The sequence below is a fragment of the Erwinia rhapontici genome (genome assembly GCF_020683125.1).
Classification (GTDB): domain Bacteria; phylum Pseudomonadota; class Gammaproteobacteria; order Enterobacterales; family Enterobacteriaceae; genus Erwinia; species Erwinia rhapontici.
Genome location: NZ_CP085627.1, coordinates 2,731,173 through 2,750,479, shown reverse-complemented (window position 1 = coordinate 2,750,479; position 19,307 = coordinate 2,731,173). Strand labels below are relative to the sequence as shown.

Below are 19,307 nucleotides of genomic sequence, written 5' to 3'. Positions count from 1 at the left end.
TTCTCTAAATTATATTGATAGGGATGTTTCTGCCTGATAATAATAGTGTTCGCCATTCGGAACTGCAATAGTTAATTTTGTAAGAAAGCTGAATGAGCTAATAAAGCATAATGTTGAGTTAAAAAATGAGAGCCAAAATATGATGTGCTAGCTAAATAATGCGCTTTTTAGTCGATGATTGCACAGATGGAACACTCTCTCGTTAACATTTGTTAATTGTTAAACCCTGCACGGACTGTGCGATACATACCACTTTGCTACTATTTACCCCCTGGTTATTACATGTGGCAGGGCGTGAACAACCGTGTTTATGTTACACTCCGGCCATCTTAAGTGACATTCGGAGCGGAGCTCATGGCTCAACTTTATTTCTATTACTCGGCCATGAACGCCGGTAAGTCAACGGCATTGCTGCAGTCCTCATATAACTATCATGAGCGCGGCATGCGCACGCTGGTGTATACCGCAGAGATTGATAATCGCTTTGGTGCAGCCCGGGTGAGTTCACGTATTGGGCTTTCTTCTCCGGCTAAATTGTATAATAACAGCACGTCGCTGTTTAGTGAGATAAACGCAGAGCATCAGATCGAACCGATTCACTGTGTGCTTGTGGATGAAAGTCAGTTTTTGACACGCGATCAGGTGAAAGCATTATCTGATGTTGTTGATAATTTAGATATACCTGTACTTTGTTATGGTTTGCGTACAGATTTTCGCGGCGAGTTATTTATCGGCAGTCAGTATCTGCTGGCCTGGTCAGATAAACTGGTTGAATTAAAAACCATCTGCCACTGTGGCAGGAAAGCCAGCATGGTATTGCGTCTTAATGAAACAGGAAAACCCTTTAAAGAAGGGGCTCAGGTAGAGATTGGCGGCAATGAGCGTTACGTTTCAGTGTGTCGTAAACACTACTATGAAGCGCTGGACAGTGGCTCTTTGGTGGCTATCTATGGACATCGTCATTCTGAAGACAGTGTCTGACAGTATTCTTTTACGTTAAAGGTTTAGGTAGTACGCGTTATTCCGTTTATAAGTATTGCTTACTATTTTATGCCCCTTTATGTATAAAAAAACCCGCCAGATGGCGGGTTTTTTTGTGTCACGATGGATTTAACGTTTCACTTTACGTTCTGTTTTCTTAACGTCGGCGGCAGAATCAGTCGCTGTTACCGCTTCGGCCAAATTGGCGAAGGGCTCAACAAAGTCACGGCCGTAGAAGCTATCCAGCATAATCTGTTTCAACTCAGCAATGAGCGGATAACGTGGGTTAGCGCCGGTACACTGGTCATCGAAAGCATCATCGGCCAGTTTGTCGACTTTTGCCAGGAAGTCTGCTTCCTGGACGCCCGCTTCGCGGATGGATTTAGGAATGCCCAGTTCCGCTTTCATGCCATCCAGCCAGACCAGCAGTTTTTCGATTTTCTGCGCAGTACGGTCGCCCGGTGCGCTGAGACGCAGGTGATCGGCGATTTCGGCGTAACGACGACGCGCCTGAGGACGGTCATACTGACTGAACGCGGTCTGTTTAGTCGGGTTGTCGTTAGCGTTATAGCGGATGACGTTGCAAATCAACAGCGAGTTCGCCAGACCGTGTGGGATGTGGAATTCAGAACCCAGTTTATGGGCCATTGAGTGACAAACCCCAAGGAAGGCGTTGGCAAAGGCGATACCTGCAATGGTCGCGGCGTTGTGAACGCGCTCACGTGCTACCGGATTTTTCGCCCCTTCGTTGTAACTGGCTGGCAGGTTTTCCTGCAGCAGTTTTAACGCCTGAAGCGCCTGGCCGTCAGAGTATTCGTTAGCCAGCACAGAAACGTAGGCTTCCAGTGCGTGGGTCACGGCATCCAGTCCACCGAAGGCGCACAGGGATTTCGGCATATCCATCACCAGATTGGCATCGACAATCGCCATGTCCGGGGTCAGCGCATAGTCTGCCAGTGGGTATTTCTGGCCTGTAGCATCGTCGGTAACAACCGCAAACGGTGTCACTTCTGAGCCGGTCCCTGAGGTGGTGGTCACCGCGATCATTTTCGCTTTCACGCCCATTTTCGGGAACTTGTAGATACGTTTACGGATATCCATAAAGCGCAGTGCCAGTTCTTCGAAAGAGGTTTCAGGGTGTTCGTACATGACCCACATGATTTTCGCTGCATCCATCGGTGAACCACCGCCCAGGGCGATAATGACGTCAGGTTTGAACGAAAGCATCTGCTCAGCACCTTTGCGTACGATACTCAGCGTCGGGTCGGCTTCCACTTCGAAGAACACTTCGGTTTCAACGCCACGTGCTTTCAACACGTTAACGACCTGGTCTGCATAGCCGTTGTTAAACAGGAAGCGGTCGGTCACGATAAAGGCGCGTTTCGCCCCATCGGTGGCCACTTCGTCCAGAGCAATAGGCAGTGAACCGCGGCGGAAGTAAATAGACTTAGGAAGCTTGTGCCACAACATATTCTCTGCTCGCTTGGCCACGGTTTTCTTGTTGATCAGATGTTTTGGTCCGACGTTTTCAGAAATCGAGTTACCACCCCATGAGCCGCAGCCCAGTGTCAGTGATGGGGCGAGTTTGAAGTTGTACAGGTCACCGATGCCCCCCTGAGAAGCAGGGGTGTTAATCAGAATACGCGCGGTCTTCATTTTATCGCCGAAGTAGTTCACGCGTTCACGTTCATTATCCTGATCGGTGTACAGGCAAGAGGTATGACCGATACCGCCCATTGCCACCAGTTTTTCTGCTTTGCTTACCGCGTCATTGAAATCTTTGGCACGGTACATGGCCAGTGTCGGAGACAGTTTTTCGTGGGCAAAAGGCTCTGACTCATCGACCAGTTTCACTTCACCAATCAGAATCTTGGTGGTGCCCGGAACGGTGATGCCGGCCATTTCCGCAATTTTCACCGCAGGCTGTCCAACGATGGCAGCATTCAGTGCGCCATTTTTCAGAATGATGTCCTGAACGGCTTTCAGCTCTTTGCCCTGCAACATATAACCGCCGTGGCTGGCGAAGCGTTCACGAACGGCTTCATAAGCACTGTCGACAACAATAACGGATTGCTCAGAGGCGCAGATAACGCCGTTATCGAAGGTTTTTGACATCAGAATAGAGGCTACGGCACGTTTGATATCCGCAGTTTCATCGATCACGACAGGGGTGTTACCTGCACCAACGCCGATGGCAGGTTTACCCGAGCTGTAGGCCGCTTTCACCATACCCGGACCGCCGGTTGCCAGAATCAGGTTGATATCCGGGTGATGCATCAACTGATTGGACAGCTCAACAGAAGGGACATCAATCCAGCCGATAATATCTTTTGGAGCACCCGCAGCAATGGCGGCCTGCAGAACAATATCTGCGGCTTTATTCGTGGCGTTTTTAGCACGGGGGTGCGGCGAGAAAATGATCCCATTACGGGTCTTCAGGCTGATCAGTGCTTTAAAGATAGCGGTCGAGGTTGGGTTAGTCGTTGGGACGATACCGCAGATTATGCCGGTGGGCTCTGCGATAGTGATCGTACCGAAGGTGTCATCGGTGGCGAGAATACCGCAGGTTTTTTCGTCTTTGTAGGCGTTATAGATGTATTCGGAAGCGAAGTGGTTTTTGATCACTTTATCTTCAACGATACCCATGCCAGATTCGGCAACGGCCATTTTAGCCAGTGGGATACGGGCATCTGCTGCGGCAAGCGCGGCGGCGCGGAAGATTTTGTCTACTTGTTCTTGGGTGAAGTTGGCATATTCACGCTGTGCTTGTTTAACACGTTCAACCAGTGCATTAAGTTCAGCGATATTAGTAACGGCCATGTGGCTCTCCTGAAAGTTAAACTCTATTAGTAAACAAGTCAGAATTAGCAATTATAGTCATGTCGGAGAACACTGCCCGTCAGGGCTTGCCGAATGGCTAAAAACGTTCTAATAGGTTTACTAAAAGAGTCTGTGGTACAGGTCATTACAGACCCCTTTCGGTACGTTATCACTTCCCTTTGATGTCCTTGAGCATAGCGGTTGTGCAGGGGTGAAAACATGATTTAGATCATTAATTATGTAAGCTGATACCATTCAGCTGTAGGAATAATCCGGTCTAAAGCAAAGTCGTCTGTTACGAAAAAAAACTGCGCATTTTTGTTTTTTATTGTGCTGAAATGTGATGTCAAGGTAGTCAGAATCGCTGGGTTTATGCTGATAATTTGGTGTGATATTCCAGCCTTGAGGGGATAGTCATTATCGGCAATTTCCATTACATTAGCCGCCATCAACCGTCCCCCACAGGAGCGCATGTGAATCCTGCACTTTTAGATCTCTCTGGCTATATCAAATTTTTCGTTGGTCTGTTTGCACTGGTCAACCCCATTGGGATCATTCCGGTGTTTATCAGTATGACCAGCTACCAGATTCCGGCAGTGAGGAATAAAACCAATCTGACGGCCAATCTGTCAGTGGCGATCATTCTGTGGACGGCGCTGTTTCTCGGAGACGGCATCCTGCATATTTTTGGCATTTCTATTGATTCTTTTCGTATCGCGGGCGGCATTCTGGTGGTCACTATCGCGATGTCGATGATCAGTGGGAAGCTGGGCGAGGACAAACAGAACAAGCAGGAGAAGTCAGAAAGCGCTAACCGTGAAAGTATTGGCGTCGTGCCGCTGGCGCTGCCGCTGATGGCCGGGCCAGGCGCTATCAGCTCAACCATTGTCTGGAGCACCCGCTACCATAGCTGGCAAAACTTACTGGGCTTTACCCTGGCGATTGCGTTGTTTGCTTTTTGCTGTTGGCTGTTATTCCGCGCAGCCCCTTTGATGGTCAGAGTACTGGGTCAAACGGGTATAAATGTCGTCACACGTATTATGGGCTTACTATTGATGGCGCTGGGGATTGAATTCGTCGTCACAGGCATTCGCGCACTGTTTCCGGGGCTCACAAATTAACCCGGTTAAAATTCTGAATTGGTGAATATAAAGCGCATTTAATGCGCTTTTTTTAAACATCCCTACATTGCAATGCACTATAAAAGTGCAATACACCATTTTGGTGGATTATTTTGGTGCATTTATTCATTTCTCTTACATTGGTGCATCGATTATTAATGTAATTACTGAAAACAATATGATTATCCATGCAATTGTAGGGGGTGTGATTTTTTTAACATTACAACATAGTGCGATTTTGTATCTTTATGGTTGTTAATGCTGGTTTTTCGTTGGTTGGTAGTTTTAATGTAATTATTGCTCATATTTTTACGATATTTGTTTAAAAATCACTCAAAAAAAGTTCTTTTTTTGAAAACTCTCACGGTGTAACTCGTCTTTATTCCTATTTATCATCAAGTTATCTGTTATTTTTCAATAATAAATAACGCTTTGCCCCTGCTTTTGATCATGATAAAAGAGAAATGGTTAACATTTTTGCTATTTAGCTTTAGCGGAAATGGAGCCCTTCTGATAATTTTTTAGTGGCTTTGATAAAAAGTGGCACTGGAAATGCAATCCGAAGGGGAGCGTTCTGAAGCGTTTCAGATCCCATGATTGAACGAACACAACAACGTGCGGCAACGCCGCGCGTTGAAAGGTGATAGCAGCAGTTCTCAGCAGTACAAAGTATAAAAAAACAAGCCGGGCGGCCTCGTTCCGCTGCCCGGTTAAGTTTTCCCGAAAATAGGGTAACCGCGGTGCCTGTCACTCGTTGGTATTAATAAAAACTGGAGTAGGTAAAAAATGATCAACATCACGAAGAAGAGTCTGATCGCCGCTGGCGTGATGGCGGCTCTGGGATCAATGACAGCACAGCAGGCGTTTGCAGCCTCCGTGCCAGCAGGAGTCGAACTGGCTGCTAAGCAGGAGTTGGTTAAAGGTAACGGTGCTGAATTACAGTCGCTGGACCCGCATAAAATAGAAGGCGTGCCTGAATCTAACGTCAACCGCGACCTGCTTGAAGGTCTGGTTATCAGTGACCCGCAGGGGCACCCGATTCCAGGCGTGGCCGAGAGCTGGGACAATAAAGATGGCAAGGTGTGGACATTCCACCTGCGCAATAATGCTAAATGGTCCAATGGTGAGCCGGTAACGGCACAGGACTTCGTTTACAGCTGGCAGCGCCTCTCCGATCCGAAAACAGCTTCTCCTTACGCCAGTTACCTGCAGTACGGCCATCTTGAGAACATCGACGATATCATTACGGGTAAAAAAAGCCCGGACACGCTGGGCGTGAAGGCGATCGATGCGCATACGCTGGAAGTTACATTGAGCGAACCTGTACCTTATTTCTATAAGCTGCTGATCCATCCTTCCATGTCTCCGGTGAATAAAGCGGCAGTAGACAAATTTGGTGATAAGTGGACTCAGCCCGCTAACTGGGTGGGCAACGGCGCCTTCAAACTCTCCGAGTGGGTAGTGAACGAACGTATTGTTCTGGTACGTAATACCGATTACTGGGACAACGCAGAAACCAAACTGGATAAAGTCACCTTCTTGCCGATCTCTTCTGAAGTGACCGATGTTAACCGCTACCGCAGCGGCGGCAGCGATATGACCTACAACAACATGCCGATTGAGTTATTCCAGAAGCTGAAAAAAGATATCCCGACCGAAGTGCATGTTGACCCTTATCTCTGTACTTACTACTACGAAATCAATAACCAGAAAGCTCCGTTCAACGATCCTCGCGTTCGTGCTGCTCTGAAACTGGGTATTGATCGCGACATTATCGTTAACAAAGTGAAAGGACAGGGCGATCTGCCTGCCTACAGCTACACTCCGCCTTACACCGAAGGTATTAAGCTGACGCCACCAGAGTGGTTTGGCTGGTCGCAGGAAAAACGTAACGAAGAAGCGAAAAAATTACTGGCTGAAGCCGGTTACACAGCGGATAAACCACTGACCTTCAACCTGCTGTATAACACCTCCGATCTGCATAAGAAGCTGGCTATTGCTGCTGCGTCGATCTGGAAGAAAAACCTGGGTGTGAACGTTAAACTGGAGAATCAGGAGTGGAAAACCTTCCTCGACACCCGTCACCAGGGCAACTTTGATGTAGCTCGTGCAGGCTGGTGCGCTGACTACAACGAACCGACCACCTTCTTAGGCACCATGCAGTCAAACAGCAGCAACAACACCTCCCACTATAAGAGTGAGGCCTTCGATAAGGCGATGGATGACGCGCTGGCATCACCGGACGAAGCGACCCGCGCTACCCGTTATGCCGATGCTGAGAAAATCCTCGATAAGGATTCCGTCATCGTGCCGGTCTATTACTACGTCAATGCCCGTCTGGTGAAACCTTACGTCGGCGGCTATACCGGTAAAGATCCGCTGGATAACGTCTACGATAAAAACTTGTACATCATTAAACATTAATGGTCGTTCCCGGGGAGGGGGAACTCTCCCCGGCAGATCTTTTATAGAGCAGTGCTGAGGCAGTAAGCCGGGCAGGTAGGGCAATGTTAAAATTTATTTTTCGTCGTTTTCTTGAAGCGATCCCGACGTTATTTATTCTGATCACCATCTCCTTTTTTATGATGCGTCTGGCTCCCGGAAGTCCGTTTACCGGCGAGCGCACGCTGTCACCTGAAGTCATGGCAAATATTGAAGCCAAATATCATTTAAACGATCCGATCCTGACGCAGTACTTCAGTTATCTGAAGCAGCTTGCGCACGGGGATTTTGGTCCATCGTTTAAATACAAAGATTATACGGTCAACGACCTGGTGGCCGGATCATTCCCTGTGTCGGCTAAGCTGGGGGCGGCTGCGTTTCTGTTTGCACTGGTACTGGGCGTCAGTGCTGGCGTGATTGCCGCGCTGAAACAAAACACCAAATGGGATTATGCCGTTATGGGCGTGGCAATGACCGGGATCGTCATCCCCAGTTTCGTGGTCGCGCCGCTCCTGGTGTTGCTGTTCTCCATTACCTTGAAGTGGTTGCCCGGAGGAGGCTGGAATGGCGGGGCGCTGAAATTTATGATCCTGCCGATGGTGGCGCTGTCGCTGGCCTATATTGCCAGCATCGCGCGTATTACTCGTGGTTCGATGATCGAAGTGCTGCACTCCAACTTTATTCGCACCGCACGCGCCAAAGGGCTGCCGATGCACCGCATCGTTTTGCGCCACGCGCTGAAACCCGCGCTGTTGCCTGTCCTGTCTTACCTTGGCCCGGCCTTTGTCGGCATCATTACCGGTTCAATGGTGATTGAAACCATTTATGGTCTGCCAGGTATTGGTCAGCTATTTGTTAACGGCGCGCTGAATCGAGATTATTCGTTGGTATTAAGCCTGACGATCCTGGTCGGGGCGCTGACCATTCTGTTCAATGCGATTGTTGACGTGCTGTATGCGGTCATCGATCCAAAAATTCGTTACTGATCCAGGAGCTGGAGATGATTTTTGTTAAGAAAAACAGCGAAGCTCTGGATAACTTCAGTGAAAAGCTAGAGATCGAAGGACGCAGCCTGTGGCAGGACGCGCGCCGCCGTTTTATCCATAACCGTGCGGCGGTCGCCAGCCTGTTTGTGCTGCTGCTGGTCGCACTGTTTGTCATTTTCGCTCCGATGTTGTCTGCGTTTACTTATGACGACACCGACTGGGCAATGATGTCCGCGGCACCAGACATGAGTTCGGGCCACTATATGGGCACCGATTCGTCAGGGCGTGATCTGCTGGTGCGTGTCGCCATTGGCGGGCGTATCTCCTTAATGGTGGGGATTGCTGCGGCGCTGGTGGCGGTGGTGCTGGGAACACTTTACGGCACACTGGCGGGCTACCTGGGCGGTAAAATCGACTCCGTGATGATGCGTGTTCTGGAGATCCTCAACTCCTTCCCGTTTATGTTCTTCGTTATCCTGCTGGTCACCTTCTTTGGTCAAAATATTCTGCTGATTTTCGTCGCCATCGGTATGGTGTCGTGGTTGGATATGGCACGTATTGTGCGTGGACAGACCCTGAGCCTGAAACGTAAAGAGTTTATTGAAGCGGCGGAAGTGGGCGGCGTGTCGACGCTGAATATCGTGCTGCGCCATATCGTTCCCAATGTACTGGGCGTGGTCGTGGTGTATGCCTCACTGCTGGTGCCGAGCATGATCCTGTTTGAATCCTTCCTGAGCTTCCTCGGCCTCGGCACGCAGGAACCGCTGAGCAGCTGGGGTGCGTTGCTCAGCGACGGTGCTAACTCGATGGAGGTTTCACCCTGGCTGCTGCTTTATCCGGCCGGTTTTCTGGTGATTACCCTGTTTTGTTTCAACTTTATTGGCGATGGCCTGCGTGATGCCCTCGACCCGAAAGACCGTTAAGGAGTTTCCCTATGAGCGTAATTGAACTTCAGCCAGCAATGGCAAAGACCCAGGGAAGCGAACGGCTGCTGGATGTGAAAGATCTGCGTGTGACGTTCAGCACTCCCGATGGCGATGTCACGGCAGTGAACGATTTGAATTTCAGCCTGAGTGCGGGTGAAACCCTTGGCATTGTCGGCGAGTCCGGATCGGGAAAATCGCAGACCGCATTTGCCCTGATGGGGCTGCTGGCCAGCAACGGCCGCATCGGTGGTTCAGCACGTTTCAACGGTAGTGAGATCCTTAATCTGCCGGAAAAACAGCTCAACAAGCTGCGTGCCGAACAAATTGCGATGATCTTCCAGGACCCGATGACCTCGCTGAACCCGTATATGCGTGTCGGTGAGCAACTGATGGAAGTGCTGCAACTGCATAAAGGCATGAGCGGGGCACAGGCGTTTGAAGAGTCAGTCCGTATGCTCGATGCGGTAAAAATGCCGGAAGCCCGCAAACGCATGAAAATGTTTCCCCACGAATTCTCAGGGGGAATGCGTCAGCGTGTGATGATCGCCATGGCGCTGCTGTGTCGGCCAAAGCTGCTGATTGCGGATGAGCCGACGACCGCGCTTGATGTGACGGTGCAGGCGCAGATTATGACCCTGCTGAACGAACTGAAGCGCGAATTTAACACCGCGATTATTATGATCACCCACGATCTGGGTGTGGTTGCAGGGATCTGTGACCAGGTGATGGTGATGTACGCAGGGCGTACGATGGAGTATGGAAAAGCGCGTGACGTCTTCTATCATCCGTCACACCCTTACTCCATTGGCCTGTTGAATGCAGTCCCGCGTCTGGATGCTGATGAGGGCGACACACTGATGACCATTCCTGGTAATCCGCCAAATCTGTCACGTCTGCCGAAAGGCTGCCCGTTCCAGCCACGCTGTCCGCATGCGATGGATATCTGTGCCAGCGCGCCGCCTCTTGAGGCGTTCGGTGATGGACGGCTGCGTGCCTGCTTTAAGCCCGTGGAGGCGTTGGTATGACAACGGTTGCTGAGAAAAAAGTGTTGCTCGAAATCGCCGATTTGAAGGTGCATTTTGATATCAAAGACGGGCGTCAGTGGTTCTGGCAGCCGCCAAAAACGCTGAAAGCCGTTGATGGCGTCAGCCTGCGTTTGTACGAGGGAGAAACCCTGGGCGTGGTGGGTGAGTCCGGTTGCGGTAAATCCACGCTGGCGCGCGCGATTATCGGGTTGGTGAAAGCGACAGACGGCAGGGTGGCCTGGCTGGGGCGCGATCTGTTAGGGCAGAGTGCAGACGAATGGCGTGCCGCGCGAAGCGATATCCAGATGATCTTCCAGGACCCGCTGGCATCGCTGAATCCGCGTATGAATATCGGAGAGATTATTGCGGAGCCGCTGCGCACCTATCACCCGCGTATGCCGCGCCAGGAAGTGAAAGACCGCGTGAAAGAGATGATGCTGAAGGTGGGGCTGCTGCCTAACCTGATCAACCGTTATCCTCATGAGTTTTCGGGCGGACAGTGTCAGCGTATCGGTATTGCACGCGCGTTGATCCTCGAACCAAAACTGATTATCTGTGATGAACCGGTATCGGCACTGGATGTTTCTATTCAGGCGCAGGTGGTGAATTTGCTGCAAAAGTTGCAGCGTGAGATGGGGCTGTCGCTGATCTTTATCGCGCACGATCTGGCTGTCGTAAAACATATTTCTGACCGCGTGCTGGTGATGTATCTCGGGCATGCCGTGGAGCTGGGCACCTATGATGAGGTGTATCAGAATCCGCAGCATCCTTATACGCGGGCGCTGATGTCAGCGGTACCCATTCCCGACCCCGATCTGGAAAAGCAGAAGGTGATTCAACTGCTGGAAGGGGAACTGCCATCACCGATCAACCCGCCATCCGGGTGCGTGTTCCGCACACGTTGCCCGATTGCCGGGCCGGAGTGCGCGAAAACACGGCCATTGCTGGAGGGCAGTTTCCGTCACGCTGTCTCCTGCCTGAAAGTAGATCCGCTCTGACCGTTCGTCACAACCCTCTCGTTATCTTCCCGCATTGAGCTTTCAATGCGGGTTTTTTTTGTTTATCCGCATATTGCTTGATCTTCCATCTGGCCCCTTCTAGTAATACAGATTCGCAAAGGATGGCCGGAGGGCATGCAGATGGCTAAACAGGATCGGAGCTGGCGTCAGCGCCTCTATATTTTTTTGTTTGATGTGAGCAGCCCGGCGGGTCGCCGGTTTGAAATTTTCTGGGTTATTACGACGCTGGTCAGTGTGATGACGCTGTTTATTGAGTCGGCGGAACCACACAAAATAACCCTGCAGTTGAAAGAAGCCTCGGTGTTTCTCCTGCTTGAGTATGCTTTTACCCTGCTTTTCAGTCTGGAATATGTGCTGCGGTTACTGACCACGGAACGCCCCATGCGGTATGTTTTCAGTTTTTTTGGCATTGTCGATCTGATCACCACGCTGCCGTTGTATATCTTCTGGCTCTGGCCGGATATCGCCCTACGTTACATGATGGCGATAAGGCTGCTGCGTGTGTTGCGCCTGCTTCGGCTGATAAAGCTACTGCGCTATATGGGCTCTGCCAATGTGCTGTGGGACAGTCTGGTCAGTGCGCGGAAAAAGCTCTCGCTGTTCTTCGGCGGGGTAATGATATTGCTCTGCGTTTTTGGCGGATTGATGTATGTCATTGAAGGGCCGGAGAACGGCTTTACCAGCCTGCCGGTTGCCGTCTACTGGGCGGTGGTGACCATGACCACGGTCGGTTATGGAGACATTACGCCACATACACCGCTGGGCCGGATGATCTCATCAATACTGATCTTGCTCGGTTATTCACTGATCGCTATACCGACTGGGGTGATGAGCTCGTATATGACGGAGGTAATGCAGCGTAATCGTCACCGGCGTCACTGCACCGTGTGTAAGCAGACGGGCCATGAGGATGATGCGCATTTCTGCAAAGGGTGCGGGGGGAGACTGGGCGATAAAAATAAAGAAGGCCCGGATTAACCGGGCCTGATAGCCGTAAGAGGGCTTACTCTTTCCACAAAATATGGCAGAGTTTATGGTCTTTCTCGCGGCAGAGAAGCACGCGGGCAAACACGTCGGTAATCGGTTCGCCGTCTTCTTCGCCCAGTCCAATCACGACTTCAGCGAAAAAGTCAGGGTTCAGGTCGAAATCGACATGTTCTGCCCAGTCTTCAGCAGGATCATACAGCTCTGCGCCGCCGCGTTCTTCAAACTGGAGGTTGAACAGAATGACGTCGGCAGGATCGAGATTATCGACCGCCAGCTCAAGGAAAATATCGTAAGCCTGTTCCAGCGTCTCGTCTTCGGTAAGGCGGTTGTTCAAATCCATAATATGTCCGGGAGGTTGTGCATTTTCGCTCGTTTTACAGCAATGGACTGAAGAAGTAAAACAGTCGTTCAACGATGCGCTGCCAGTAAGCACGGCGTGACCAGCGTTTTCCGTCAACCAGACGTGAACGGGCGATATAATCATCCTGCACGCGTGCCAGATCGCTGCCAAAGCCGTCATCATCGATCACCAGAGTAATCTCGAAATTCAACCACAGACTGCGCATATCCAGGTTTACCGTCCCCACCAGGCTAAGTTGCCCATCCACCAGAATACTTTTGGTATGCAGCAGACCGCCTTCGAACTGATAGATTTTCACACCGGCGTCCAGCAGTTCGCCAAAGAAGGCTCGGCTGGCCCAGCCGACCAGTACGGAGTCATTGTGCCGTGGCACAATAATGCTGACTTCAACGCCCCGGTACGCGGCCGTACAGATCGCATGCAGCAAATCGTCACTGGGTACGAAATAGGGCGTGGTCATGATCAGCTGTTCGCGCGCAGAGTAGACCGCAGTGAGCAGCGCCTGATGGATCATATCTTCCGGGAAACCGGGGCCTGAGGCGATCACCTGAATGGTGTGGCCGCTCTCGGCTTCAAACGGCATCACATTATCATCGGGCGGTGGCGGTAAAATACGCTTACCGGTTTCAATTTCCCAGTCGCAGGAGTAGATAATTCCCATTGTGGTGGCGACCGGGCCTTCCATCCGCGCCATCAAATCCACCCACTGGCCGACGCCCGCATCCTGTTTAAAGTAACGCGGATCGACCAGGTTCATGCTGCCGGTGTAGGCAATATAGTTATCGATTAAAACGACTTTCCGGTGCTGGCGCAGGTCCATACGGCGCAGGAAAACACGCAGCAGGCTGACTTTCAGCGCTTCCACCACATCGACCCCGGCGTTGCGCATCATGGCCGCCCACGGACTGCGGAAAAAGTCGACGCTGCCTGCGGAATCGAGCATTAAACGACAGTGAACACCCCGGCGTGCCGCTGCCATCAGTGCTTCCGCCACTTCATCGGCCTGTCCGCCGGGCTGCCAGATATAGAACACCATTTCAATGTTATGGCGTGCCAGCTGGATATCACGCACCAGCGTGAGCAGGGTATCGTCAGTGCTGGTCAGCAGTTGCAGCTGATTGCCTTTTACCCCGGCGATCCCCTGACGGTTCTCACACAGCTGAAACAGTGAACGGGCAACGTCACTGTTGGTTTCAGCAAAAATATGATGACTGGATTTCAATTCGGCGAGCCAACGGGCCGTGGAAGGCCACATGGTGCGCGCGCGCTCTGCACGGCGTTTCCCCAGATGAAGTTCACCGAATGAGAGATAAGCGATAATACCCACCAGCGGCAGGATATAGATAATCAGCAGCCATGCCATGGCAGAGGGCACCGCGCGGCGCTTCATCAGAATGCGCAAGGTCACACTGGCAATCAGTAACCAGTAACCAAATACCAGCAGCCAGCTCATCACGGTGTAAAAAGTGGTCATTAAGTGAAAGTCCTGTTCACGCGAAAGTCTTTGGAGTTTACGTGCAGATGACAACGCTGGGAACCTTTAAACCATCATCAGCCTAAAGACATCGGACCTTGTGAGGGAAAAGAAAGGTCTATAATGCGTCGCGAGTTTTTACCGTACACAGAGCAACAGACTGAGGGTGTAATGAGACGAAGCAGAAATGAAGTTGCGCGCTGGCGCATGAGTCGCCAGGTTCAGCGTCGCCGGGCACGTTGGTTAGAAGGGCAGTCACGTCGTTATGGCCGCATGCACTCTTTCCGACATCTGGTCAGCCAACTGCAGCGTCGTTCAATTCTGTTTATTACTCAGCATCACTGATGCTCGCCGTGCTTCCGGCGGTTCACCGAACCGCCGGCCGAGATTAAAACGCGCGTTTGAAAGGCTTAACATCCACCTTTTTGTACACGCCAGCAGCGATATAAGGGTCATCCTGAGCCCAGGATTGTGCTGCTTCCAGTGAAGGAAACTCGGCGATAATCGTCGACCCGGTAAAACCCGCCACGCCAGGTTCATTACTGTCCACCGCAGGCATTGGGCCAGCAATAATCAGACGACCTTCATCACGCAGTAACTGCAGGCGTGCAAGGTGAGCAGGGCGCACAGCGGTGCGTTTATCCAGTGAGTCAGCATTATCTTTAGCGTAAATTACGTAGAGCACCTTCAGAACTCCTGTCGGGGATGAGATTCGGCATCACGTTAAGTGATCGTTAACATTTGTGCAAATGAAAGATAATTTGCCCTTGATAAAGGTCAGGTTGTTGCCCTTAAAAGCGTAAATCCGCGATTGATCGTGAGCGGTTATTGAAATTGATTGCTATTTGCATTTAAAATCACCCCTTCACATTTTGACCAGAAAGATTATGACGACGCTAACAACTGATCTACCTCGCCGCTCACCTTTGCCATTGCTGATCTCGATCGTACTGCATGGTTCGGTGATCGGGGCACTGCTGTACGCCTCATTTCATCAGGTGGTCGAAATGCCCAAAGCGTCTCAGCCGATTAGCGTGTCGATGGTGGCACCTGAGGTGCAGCCGGAACCGCAACCCGCCCCCCCTGTTGTTGAACCTGAACCAGAGCCGGTAGTGGAACCTGAACCTGCCCCGGAGCCACCCAAGCCTGAACCCGTGCCGATCCCGAAACCGGAACCGAAACCGAAACCTAAACCGAAGCCGGTGAAGAAAGAAGTGGTGAAGCCGAAGCAGGAAGTGAAACCGCGTCCTGCTGCCCCGGTGGAAACCCGGCCGACCGAGCAGACAAAGCCATCCACGGCACCGAAGACCTCTCAGGCGCCGTCTACGGCCGTTTCAACAGGCCCACGGGCGCTGACCGTCGGTAAGCCGTCCTATCCGTCACGCGCCTTTGCGCTGCGTGTGGAAGGGCGTGTACGCGTGCAGTTTGACGTCGATAGCTCAGGACAGGTCGATAACATTCGTATCCTGTCTGCCGAACCTCGTAACATGTTTGAGCGGGAGGTGAAGCTGGCGATGCGCAAATGGCGCTATGAAGCAGGCAAGCCCGGCAAGGACATTACGATGAATATTGTCTTCAAGATTAACGGCGGCACCAGCATCGAATAAAATTAGCCAGTATCTTTTGTACCATAGCGGCGTTGGCTGCTCTCGCTAACCCCGGTCACTTACTGATGTAAGCTCCCGGGGATTAGCTCGTTTGCCGCCAACGCACCTGCCGCTTGAAGTATGAAGGGTATGGCTGCTCTCGCTAACCCCGGTCACTTACTGATGCAAGCTCCCGGGGATTAGCTCAATTGCCGCCTTGCTGTAATGCAAAATCTACTCGCTAATTAAAGTGTTCTGCCAAAAATCAATTTTTAAAGTGAGTTACTGCTGGATATCTAGCGTGAAATTGATTTTATCATCCGGCAGGGAGCGCGGTTTTCCGTCCGGGTCGACGGCGACGTAAATAAACACGGCTTCGGTGGTGCAGTAGCGTTGCCCGATGGGTTCTGACGACACTTTCTTTATCCACACTTCAATATTAATGGTGATGGAGCTGGTGCCGGTGCGAATGCAGCGTGCATGGCAGGTGACGACATCACCCACCGCGACCGGCTTCAGAAAGGTCATCCCGTCAGCGCGCACGGTGACCACACGTCCCCCGGCAATCTCTTTGGCCAGAATAGCGCCGCCCATATCCATCTGCGACATCAGCCAGCCACCGAATATATCACCGTTGGCATTGGTGTCTGCTGGCATGGCGAGGGTGCGCAGCACCATCTCACCCTGCGGTGTTCTTAGTTCTTCGCTCATTGTTATGTTCCTGACATTGCTGATTTCAAATAACCCACTTGCCCGATCGGGGGTTCCGTCGGGCATTTAACGCTTATTTTTCTTCTTGTTGTGGCATCAGACGGTAAATATAGACACCGCTTAATAATGTGAACAGCAGCGTTAACGCACTCAGACCGAAGACTTTAAAGTTCATCCAGATGTCCTGGGAAAGCCAGAACGCCACGTAGATATTGGCCAGTCCGCAGGCAAGGAAAAAGAGCGCCCAGGCGATATTCAGACGTCGCCAGGCAAATTCTGGCAGTTGAATCTCCTTGCCCAGCATTTTCTGGATAAGAGGTTGTTTCATAAACCACTGGCTGAACAGCAGTGCGACAGCAAACAGACCGTAAATAATGGTGACTTTCCATTTGATAAAGTCCGGGTTATGCAACGCAATCGTCAGGGTGCCAAAAATAGCCACCAGTGCGAAGGTGATCAGCGACATTTTTTCCAGCTTGCGATACAGCAGCCAGCTGGCGACCAGCGCCAGACCTGAGGCAACGATCAGTGCACCAGAGGCAACAAAAATGTCGTACAACTTGTAGAAAACAAAAAACACTACAAGCGGAAGAAAGTCGAGTAACTGCTTCATAGCGGCTTCCAAATAACAGACTAAACCGGAATATTATGAATCGGGAATGACTCTGTCGAGGCATTCCCGATGAATTAACGTAACAGCATATACAGGCGTGACAAATAGATAATCAGTATGGCTGAAATCAGATTGCTAATGGCGTTCAACAGGACGGAGGCGACGTCAGGTGGCAACCACAGCAATGAAGATGCCAGCAGCAGCACAACCAGTTTCGCCACAATCCACAGAACAACAGCCGGTGCCACCAGTTTCATCTGGCTCCATCCGAGGCGAACGCTGGTGCGCATGGCCGCAAAAACGCCGATTTTCTCTGTGTTCATGATGATTGGTGACAACGCCAGCGTCACGGCCAGCAATACACCCGGCACCACCAGCACCATAAAGCCAAGCTGGATCACTAACGTCATCAGGAACGTCAGCAGCAGCAGGCGCGGTAATAGCGGAGCTGAAGCACCAATGGCCCGCAGTGCACTGACACGCTGACCGGATGATACCATCGGGATCAGGCACAGCATGCCGCCCAGCAGCAGCACATTCCCTACCAGTGAAGCAAAAGTCCCCGCAGCGGAGGCTTTTAGCAGCACCTTTTGTTGTTCCGGCGACATGTTTTGAATCATTTCCATCAGGCTGCCGGCCGAACCTGCAGCACCGTCACCCAGGATCTGCATTTGATCGGCATCAGGCGTAAAAGCCTTGCCGAGCATCATGGTGATAAATGAGGTCAGTAGCGCCATCAGTGTAATGGTAACCAACTGATGACGGAAAAAATTCCCCGTGTCACGGTATAGCGAACCCGCCGTGATAGACATGTACTCTCCTTGAAAGGCCGGTGTTATAGACCCGGCGATTGTACATGCTCTCATGGGGTGCTGGCACTCAGATTGACATAACTTTCGATTTAAGAAGGTATTACCGCAGCTTTCACGCGCTGCTGCGTGACATTTCCCTGCGTCTGAGCTGACGTTGTGTCATTTCTCATTTTCCCTCTCTGAATCACTAAGATTAATCCCGGGGTTAATTGGGCAAAATTGATCTAAATCAACCCTATGTTTTTTATCAAGTTTATACGGATTGATTCACATGACCTTTTGCGTAAATAAGCGTAAATATGTTCGTGATTTCGCACTAAGGCCTCGTAGCAGGCCACATGCTGACAACAATTCGACAAAAGGAATGGTTATGAAACTGAAAGCACTGGCACTGGCCCTTGTTACCCTACTGCCTGCTGTTGCCTCCGCCCACGAAGCCGGGGACTTCTTTATGCGCGCCGGTTCAGCGACTGTGCGCCCGACCGGTGGCTCAGATAATGTGATGGGGCTGGGGGAGTTCGATATTGATAACAATACCCAGCTTGGTCTGACTTTTACCTATATGGCGACGGACAACATTGGTATTGAGTTGCTGGGTGCCACACCGTTCAAACATCACGTTGGACTACAGGCCACCGGAACACTGGCAACAGTTCATCAACTGCCGCCAACGTTAATGGCACAGTGGTACTTCATGGGCAATACCAGCAAATGGCAGCCTTATGCCGGTATTGGTGTTAACTACACCATGTTCTATGACACGGACTTTAACGACACCGGGCGAGCGGCAGGGCTGAGTAACCTGAAAGTGAAAAACTCCTGGGGCGTGGCGGGGCAGTTAGGCCTGGATTATCAATTAACGCCTGACTGGATGCTGAATGCGTCACTGTGGTACATGGATATTAATACTAAAGTCAGTTTCGACTCTCAGACGGCAGGTCATCAGAGTATTGATACACACATTAATCCGTTCGTGTTCTTCTTCGGGGCGGGTTACCGTTTCTAAGCCTGTCTGGGCCAGAAACAAGAAAGGCGCGAAGTTCGCGCCTTTTTCTTTTATACAGTTCGTTACTTAATCTGCATATTGTTTACCACCGATTTCACACCCGCCACACCACGTGTGACCTGTACGGCGCGGTTTGCCGCCTGCGGTGAACTGACAAAACCACTTAACTGCACGCGGCCTTTAAAGGTCTCAACGTTGATTTCCGTGGACTTCAGTGATTTATCATTCAGCAACCCGGCTTTCACCTTAGTCGTTACTACCGTATCGTCAATATACCCGCCAGTACCTTCTTTGGTTGCCGTAGGCGCGCAGGCGCTGACGGACAGTGCCACAACAGCGGCAATAACCATACCCGATAAGACTTTAAACAATTTCATTGCATCTCTCCCTGTCATCATCAAAAGGCAGTCATCCGCGTGATTGCGGTTCACAATAAT

20 protein-coding genes are annotated in these 19,307 nt (G+C 51.1%); 11 read left to right on the top strand and 9 right to left on the bottom strand.

The window, feature by feature from the left end; all coding sequences use genetic code 11:
- The first annotated feature begins 354 nt into the window (after positions 1-354).
- Positions 355-981 carry a thymidine kinase gene (gene tdk, locus LJN55_RS12860; protein ID WP_133842145.1) on the top strand — a complete coding sequence of 209 codons (627 nt, stop codon included), beginning with the start codon at positions 355-357 and terminating at the stop codon, positions 979-981.
- 129 nt (positions 982-1,110) lie between these two features.
- Here the strand turns inward: tdk and adhE are convergent, their stop codons facing one another.
- Both adhE and LJN55_RS12850 read right to left on the bottom strand, forming a co-directional pair.
- Positions 1,111-3,801: a bifunctional acetaldehyde-CoA/alcohol dehydrogenase gene (adhE, locus tag LJN55_RS12855; RefSeq protein ID WP_133841875.1), complete on the bottom strand. Its 2,691-nt coding sequence runs from the start codon at positions 3,799-3,801 to the stop codon at positions 1,111-1,113.
- Positions 3,802-4,037: 236 nt separating this feature from the next.
- Complete coding sequence (locus LJN55_RS12850; protein WP_159336550.1) at positions 4,038-4,250, bottom strand: hypothetical protein; 213 nt, start codon at positions 4,248-4,250, stop codon at positions 4,038-4,040.
- A gap of 24 nt (positions 4,251-4,274) precedes the next feature.
- On the opposite strand from LJN55_RS12850, the gene LJN55_RS12845 reads away from it, so the two are divergent.
- The 7 genes from LJN55_RS12845 to LJN55_RS12815 all read left to right on the top strand — a co-directional run bounded on the left by LJN55_RS12845 (position 4,275) and on the right by LJN55_RS12815 (position 12,298).
- Positions 4,275-4,922 carry a YchE family NAAT transporter gene (locus tag LJN55_RS12845; protein WP_227534589.1) on the top strand — a complete coding sequence of 216 codons (648 nt, stop codon included), beginning with the start codon at positions 4,275-4,277 and terminating at the stop codon, positions 4,920-4,922.
- A 786-nt stretch (positions 4,923-5,708) separates the two neighbouring features.
- The gene (gene oppA / locus LJN55_RS12840) at positions 5,709-7,346 is read left to right on the top strand and encodes an oligopeptide ABC transporter substrate-binding protein OppA (protein WP_133841877.1); all 1,638 of its coding nucleotides are present in this window, start codon (positions 5,709-5,711) and stop codon (positions 7,344-7,346) included.
- Between the two features lie 83 nt (positions 7,347-7,429).
- A complete protein-coding gene (oppB, locus tag LJN55_RS12835; RefSeq protein WP_062743122.1) occupies positions 7,430-8,350 on the top strand; it encodes an oligopeptide ABC transporter permease OppB in 921 nt (306 codons plus the stop codon).
- A gap of 14 nt (positions 8,351-8,364) precedes the next feature.
- Entirely contained in the window at positions 8,365-9,273 is a 909-nt protein-coding gene (gene oppC, locus LJN55_RS12830) for an oligopeptide ABC transporter permease OppC (protein WP_133841878.1), read from the top strand.
- An 11-nt stretch (positions 9,274-9,284) separates the two neighbouring features.
- Entirely contained in the window at positions 9,285-10,301 is a 1,017-nt protein-coding gene (gene oppD, locus LJN55_RS12825; protein ID WP_133841879.1) for an ABC transporter ATP-binding protein, read from the top strand.
- Entirely contained in the window at positions 10,298-11,299 is a 1,002-nt protein-coding gene (oppF, locus tag LJN55_RS12820) for a murein tripeptide/oligopeptide ABC transporter ATP binding protein OppF (RefSeq protein WP_133841880.1), read from the top strand. The genes oppD and oppF overlap by 4 nt, the downstream gene beginning before the upstream one ends.
- Positions 11,300-11,440: 141 nt before the next feature.
- The gene (locus LJN55_RS12815; protein ID WP_133841881.1) at positions 11,441-12,298 is read left to right on the top strand and encodes an ion transporter; all 858 of its coding nucleotides are present in this window, start codon (positions 11,441-11,443) and stop codon (positions 12,296-12,298) included.
- Positions 12,299-12,323: 25 nt separating this feature from the next.
- On the opposite strand, the gene LJN55_RS12810 is transcribed toward LJN55_RS12815, so the two are convergent.
- Positions 12,324-12,647 carry an HI1450 family dsDNA-mimic protein gene (locus tag LJN55_RS12810; protein ID WP_048915935.1) on the bottom strand — a complete coding sequence of 108 codons (324 nt, stop codon included), beginning with the start codon at positions 12,645-12,647 and terminating at the stop codon, positions 12,324-12,326.
- Positions 12,648-12,681: 34 nt separating this feature from the next.
- On the bottom strand, positions 12,682-14,142 hold the full coding sequence (gene cls, locus LJN55_RS12805; protein ID WP_227534588.1) for a cardiolipin synthase: 1,461 nt from the start codon (positions 14,140-14,142) through the stop codon (positions 12,682-12,684).
- 171 nt (positions 14,143-14,313) lie between these two features.
- On the opposite strand from cls, the gene LJN55_RS12800 reads away from it, so the two are divergent.
- Positions 14,314-14,487 carry a YciY family protein gene (locus tag LJN55_RS12800; RefSeq protein WP_133841883.1) on the top strand — a complete coding sequence of 58 codons (174 nt, stop codon included), beginning with the start codon at positions 14,314-14,316 and terminating at the stop codon, positions 14,485-14,487.
- 43 nt (positions 14,488-14,530) lie between these two features.
- On the opposite strand, the gene LJN55_RS12795 is transcribed toward LJN55_RS12800, so the two are convergent.
- Complete coding sequence (locus tag LJN55_RS12795; RefSeq protein ID WP_133841884.1) at positions 14,531-14,827, bottom strand: YciI family protein; 297 nt, start codon at positions 14,825-14,827, stop codon at positions 14,531-14,533.
- Between the two features lie 202 nt (positions 14,828-15,029).
- Between LJN55_RS12795 and tonB the strand changes: the two genes are divergently transcribed.
- Positions 15,030-15,749: a TonB system transport protein TonB gene (gene tonB, locus LJN55_RS12790; protein WP_202879929.1), complete on the top strand. Its 720-nt coding sequence runs from the start codon at positions 15,030-15,032 to the stop codon at positions 15,747-15,749.
- Positions 15,750-16,010: 261 nt separating this feature from the next.
- On the opposite strand, the gene yciA is transcribed toward tonB, so the two are convergent.
- The 3 genes from yciA to LJN55_RS12775 all read right to left on the bottom strand — a co-directional run bounded on the left by yciA (position 16,011) and on the right by LJN55_RS12775 (position 17,864).
- Positions 16,011-16,439 carry an acyl-CoA thioester hydrolase YciA gene (gene yciA / locus LJN55_RS12785; RefSeq protein WP_133841885.1) on the bottom strand — a complete coding sequence of 143 codons (429 nt, stop codon included), beginning with the start codon at positions 16,437-16,439 and terminating at the stop codon, positions 16,011-16,013.
- A 73-nt stretch (positions 16,440-16,512) separates the two neighbouring features.
- Positions 16,513-17,052: a septation protein A gene (locus tag LJN55_RS12780; protein WP_159336551.1), complete on the bottom strand. Its 540-nt coding sequence runs from the start codon at positions 17,050-17,052 to the stop codon at positions 16,513-16,515.
- Between the two features lie 74 nt (positions 17,053-17,126).
- Entirely contained in the window at positions 17,127-17,864 is a 738-nt protein-coding gene (locus LJN55_RS12775) for a YciC family protein (protein WP_133841887.1), read from the bottom strand.
- 370 nt (positions 17,865-18,234) lie between these two features.
- Between LJN55_RS12775 and ompW the strand changes: the two genes are divergently transcribed.
- Entirely contained in the window at positions 18,235-18,870 is a 636-nt protein-coding gene (gene ompW, locus LJN55_RS12770) for an outer membrane protein OmpW (RefSeq protein WP_133841888.1), read from the top strand.
- A 62-nt stretch (positions 18,871-18,932) separates the two neighbouring features.
- Here ompW and LJN55_RS12765 read toward each other — a convergent pair whose 3' ends face one another.
- The gene (locus tag LJN55_RS12765) at positions 18,933-19,247 is read right to left on the bottom strand and encodes a BON domain-containing protein (protein ID WP_133841889.1); all 315 of its coding nucleotides are present in this window, start codon (positions 19,245-19,247) and stop codon (positions 18,933-18,935) included.
- Positions 19,248-19,307: the final 60 nt, after the last annotated feature.

Bases quoted from the DNA above. Each gene is read 5' to 3' on its own strand.
- yciA (WP_133841885.1), bottom strand. From the start codon at position 16,439: ATGAGCGAAGAACTAAGAACACCGCAGGGTGAGATGGTGCTGCGCACC.
- tdk (WP_133842145.1), top strand. From the start codon at position 355: ATGGCTCAACTTTATTTCTATTACTCGGCCATGAACGCCGGTAAGTCA.
- oppC (WP_133841878.1), top strand. From the start codon at position 8,365: ATGATTTTTGTTAAGAAAAACAGCGAAGCTCTGGATAACTTCAGTGAA.
- ompW (WP_133841888.1), top strand. From the start codon at position 18,235: ATGAAACTGAAAGCACTGGCACTGGCCCTTGTTACCCTACTGCCTGCT.
- LJN55_RS12775 (WP_133841887.1), bottom strand. From the start codon at position 17,864: ATGTCTATCACGGCGGGTTCGCTATACCGTGACACGGGGAATTTTTTC.
- oppB (WP_062743122.1), top strand. From the start codon at position 7,430: ATGTTAAAATTTATTTTTCGTCGTTTTCTTGAAGCGATCCCGACGTTA.
- LJN55_RS12810 (WP_048915935.1), bottom strand. From the start codon at position 12,647: ATGGATTTGAACAACCGCCTTACCGAAGACGAGACGCTGGAACAGGCT.
- oppA (WP_133841877.1), top strand. From the start codon at position 5,709: ATGATCAACATCACGAAGAAGAGTCTGATCGCCGCTGGCGTGATGGCG.
- oppD (WP_133841879.1), top strand. From the start codon at position 9,285: ATGAGCGTAATTGAACTTCAGCCAGCAATGGCAAAGACCCAGGGAAGC.
- LJN55_RS12850 (WP_159336550.1), bottom strand. From the start codon at position 4,250: ATGGCGGCTAATGTAATGGAAATTGCCGATAATGACTATCCCCTCAAG.
- LJN55_RS12800 (WP_133841883.1), top strand. From the start codon at position 14,314: ATGAGACGAAGCAGAAATGAAGTTGCGCGCTGGCGCATGAGTCGCCAG.
- cls (WP_227534588.1), bottom strand. From the start codon at position 14,142: ATGACCACTTTTTACACCGTGATGAGCTGGCTGCTGGTATTTGGTTAC.
- oppF (WP_133841880.1), top strand. From the start codon at position 10,298: ATGACAACGGTTGCTGAGAAAAAAGTGTTGCTCGAAATCGCCGATTTG.
- LJN55_RS12780 (WP_159336551.1), bottom strand. From the start codon at position 17,052: ATGAAGCAGTTACTCGACTTTCTTCCGCTTGTAGTGTTTTTTGTTTTC.
- tonB (WP_202879929.1), top strand. From the start codon at position 15,030: ATGACGACGCTAACAACTGATCTACCTCGCCGCTCACCTTTGCCATTG.
- adhE (WP_133841875.1), bottom strand. From the start codon at position 3,801: ATGGCCGTTACTAATATCGCTGAACTTAATGCACTGGTTGAACGTGTT.
- LJN55_RS12765 (WP_133841889.1), bottom strand. From the start codon at position 19,247: ATGAAATTGTTTAAAGTCTTATCGGGTATGGTTATTGCCGCTGTTGTG.
- LJN55_RS12815 (WP_133841881.1), top strand. From the start codon at position 11,441: ATGGCTAAACAGGATCGGAGCTGGCGTCAGCGCCTCTATATTTTTTTG.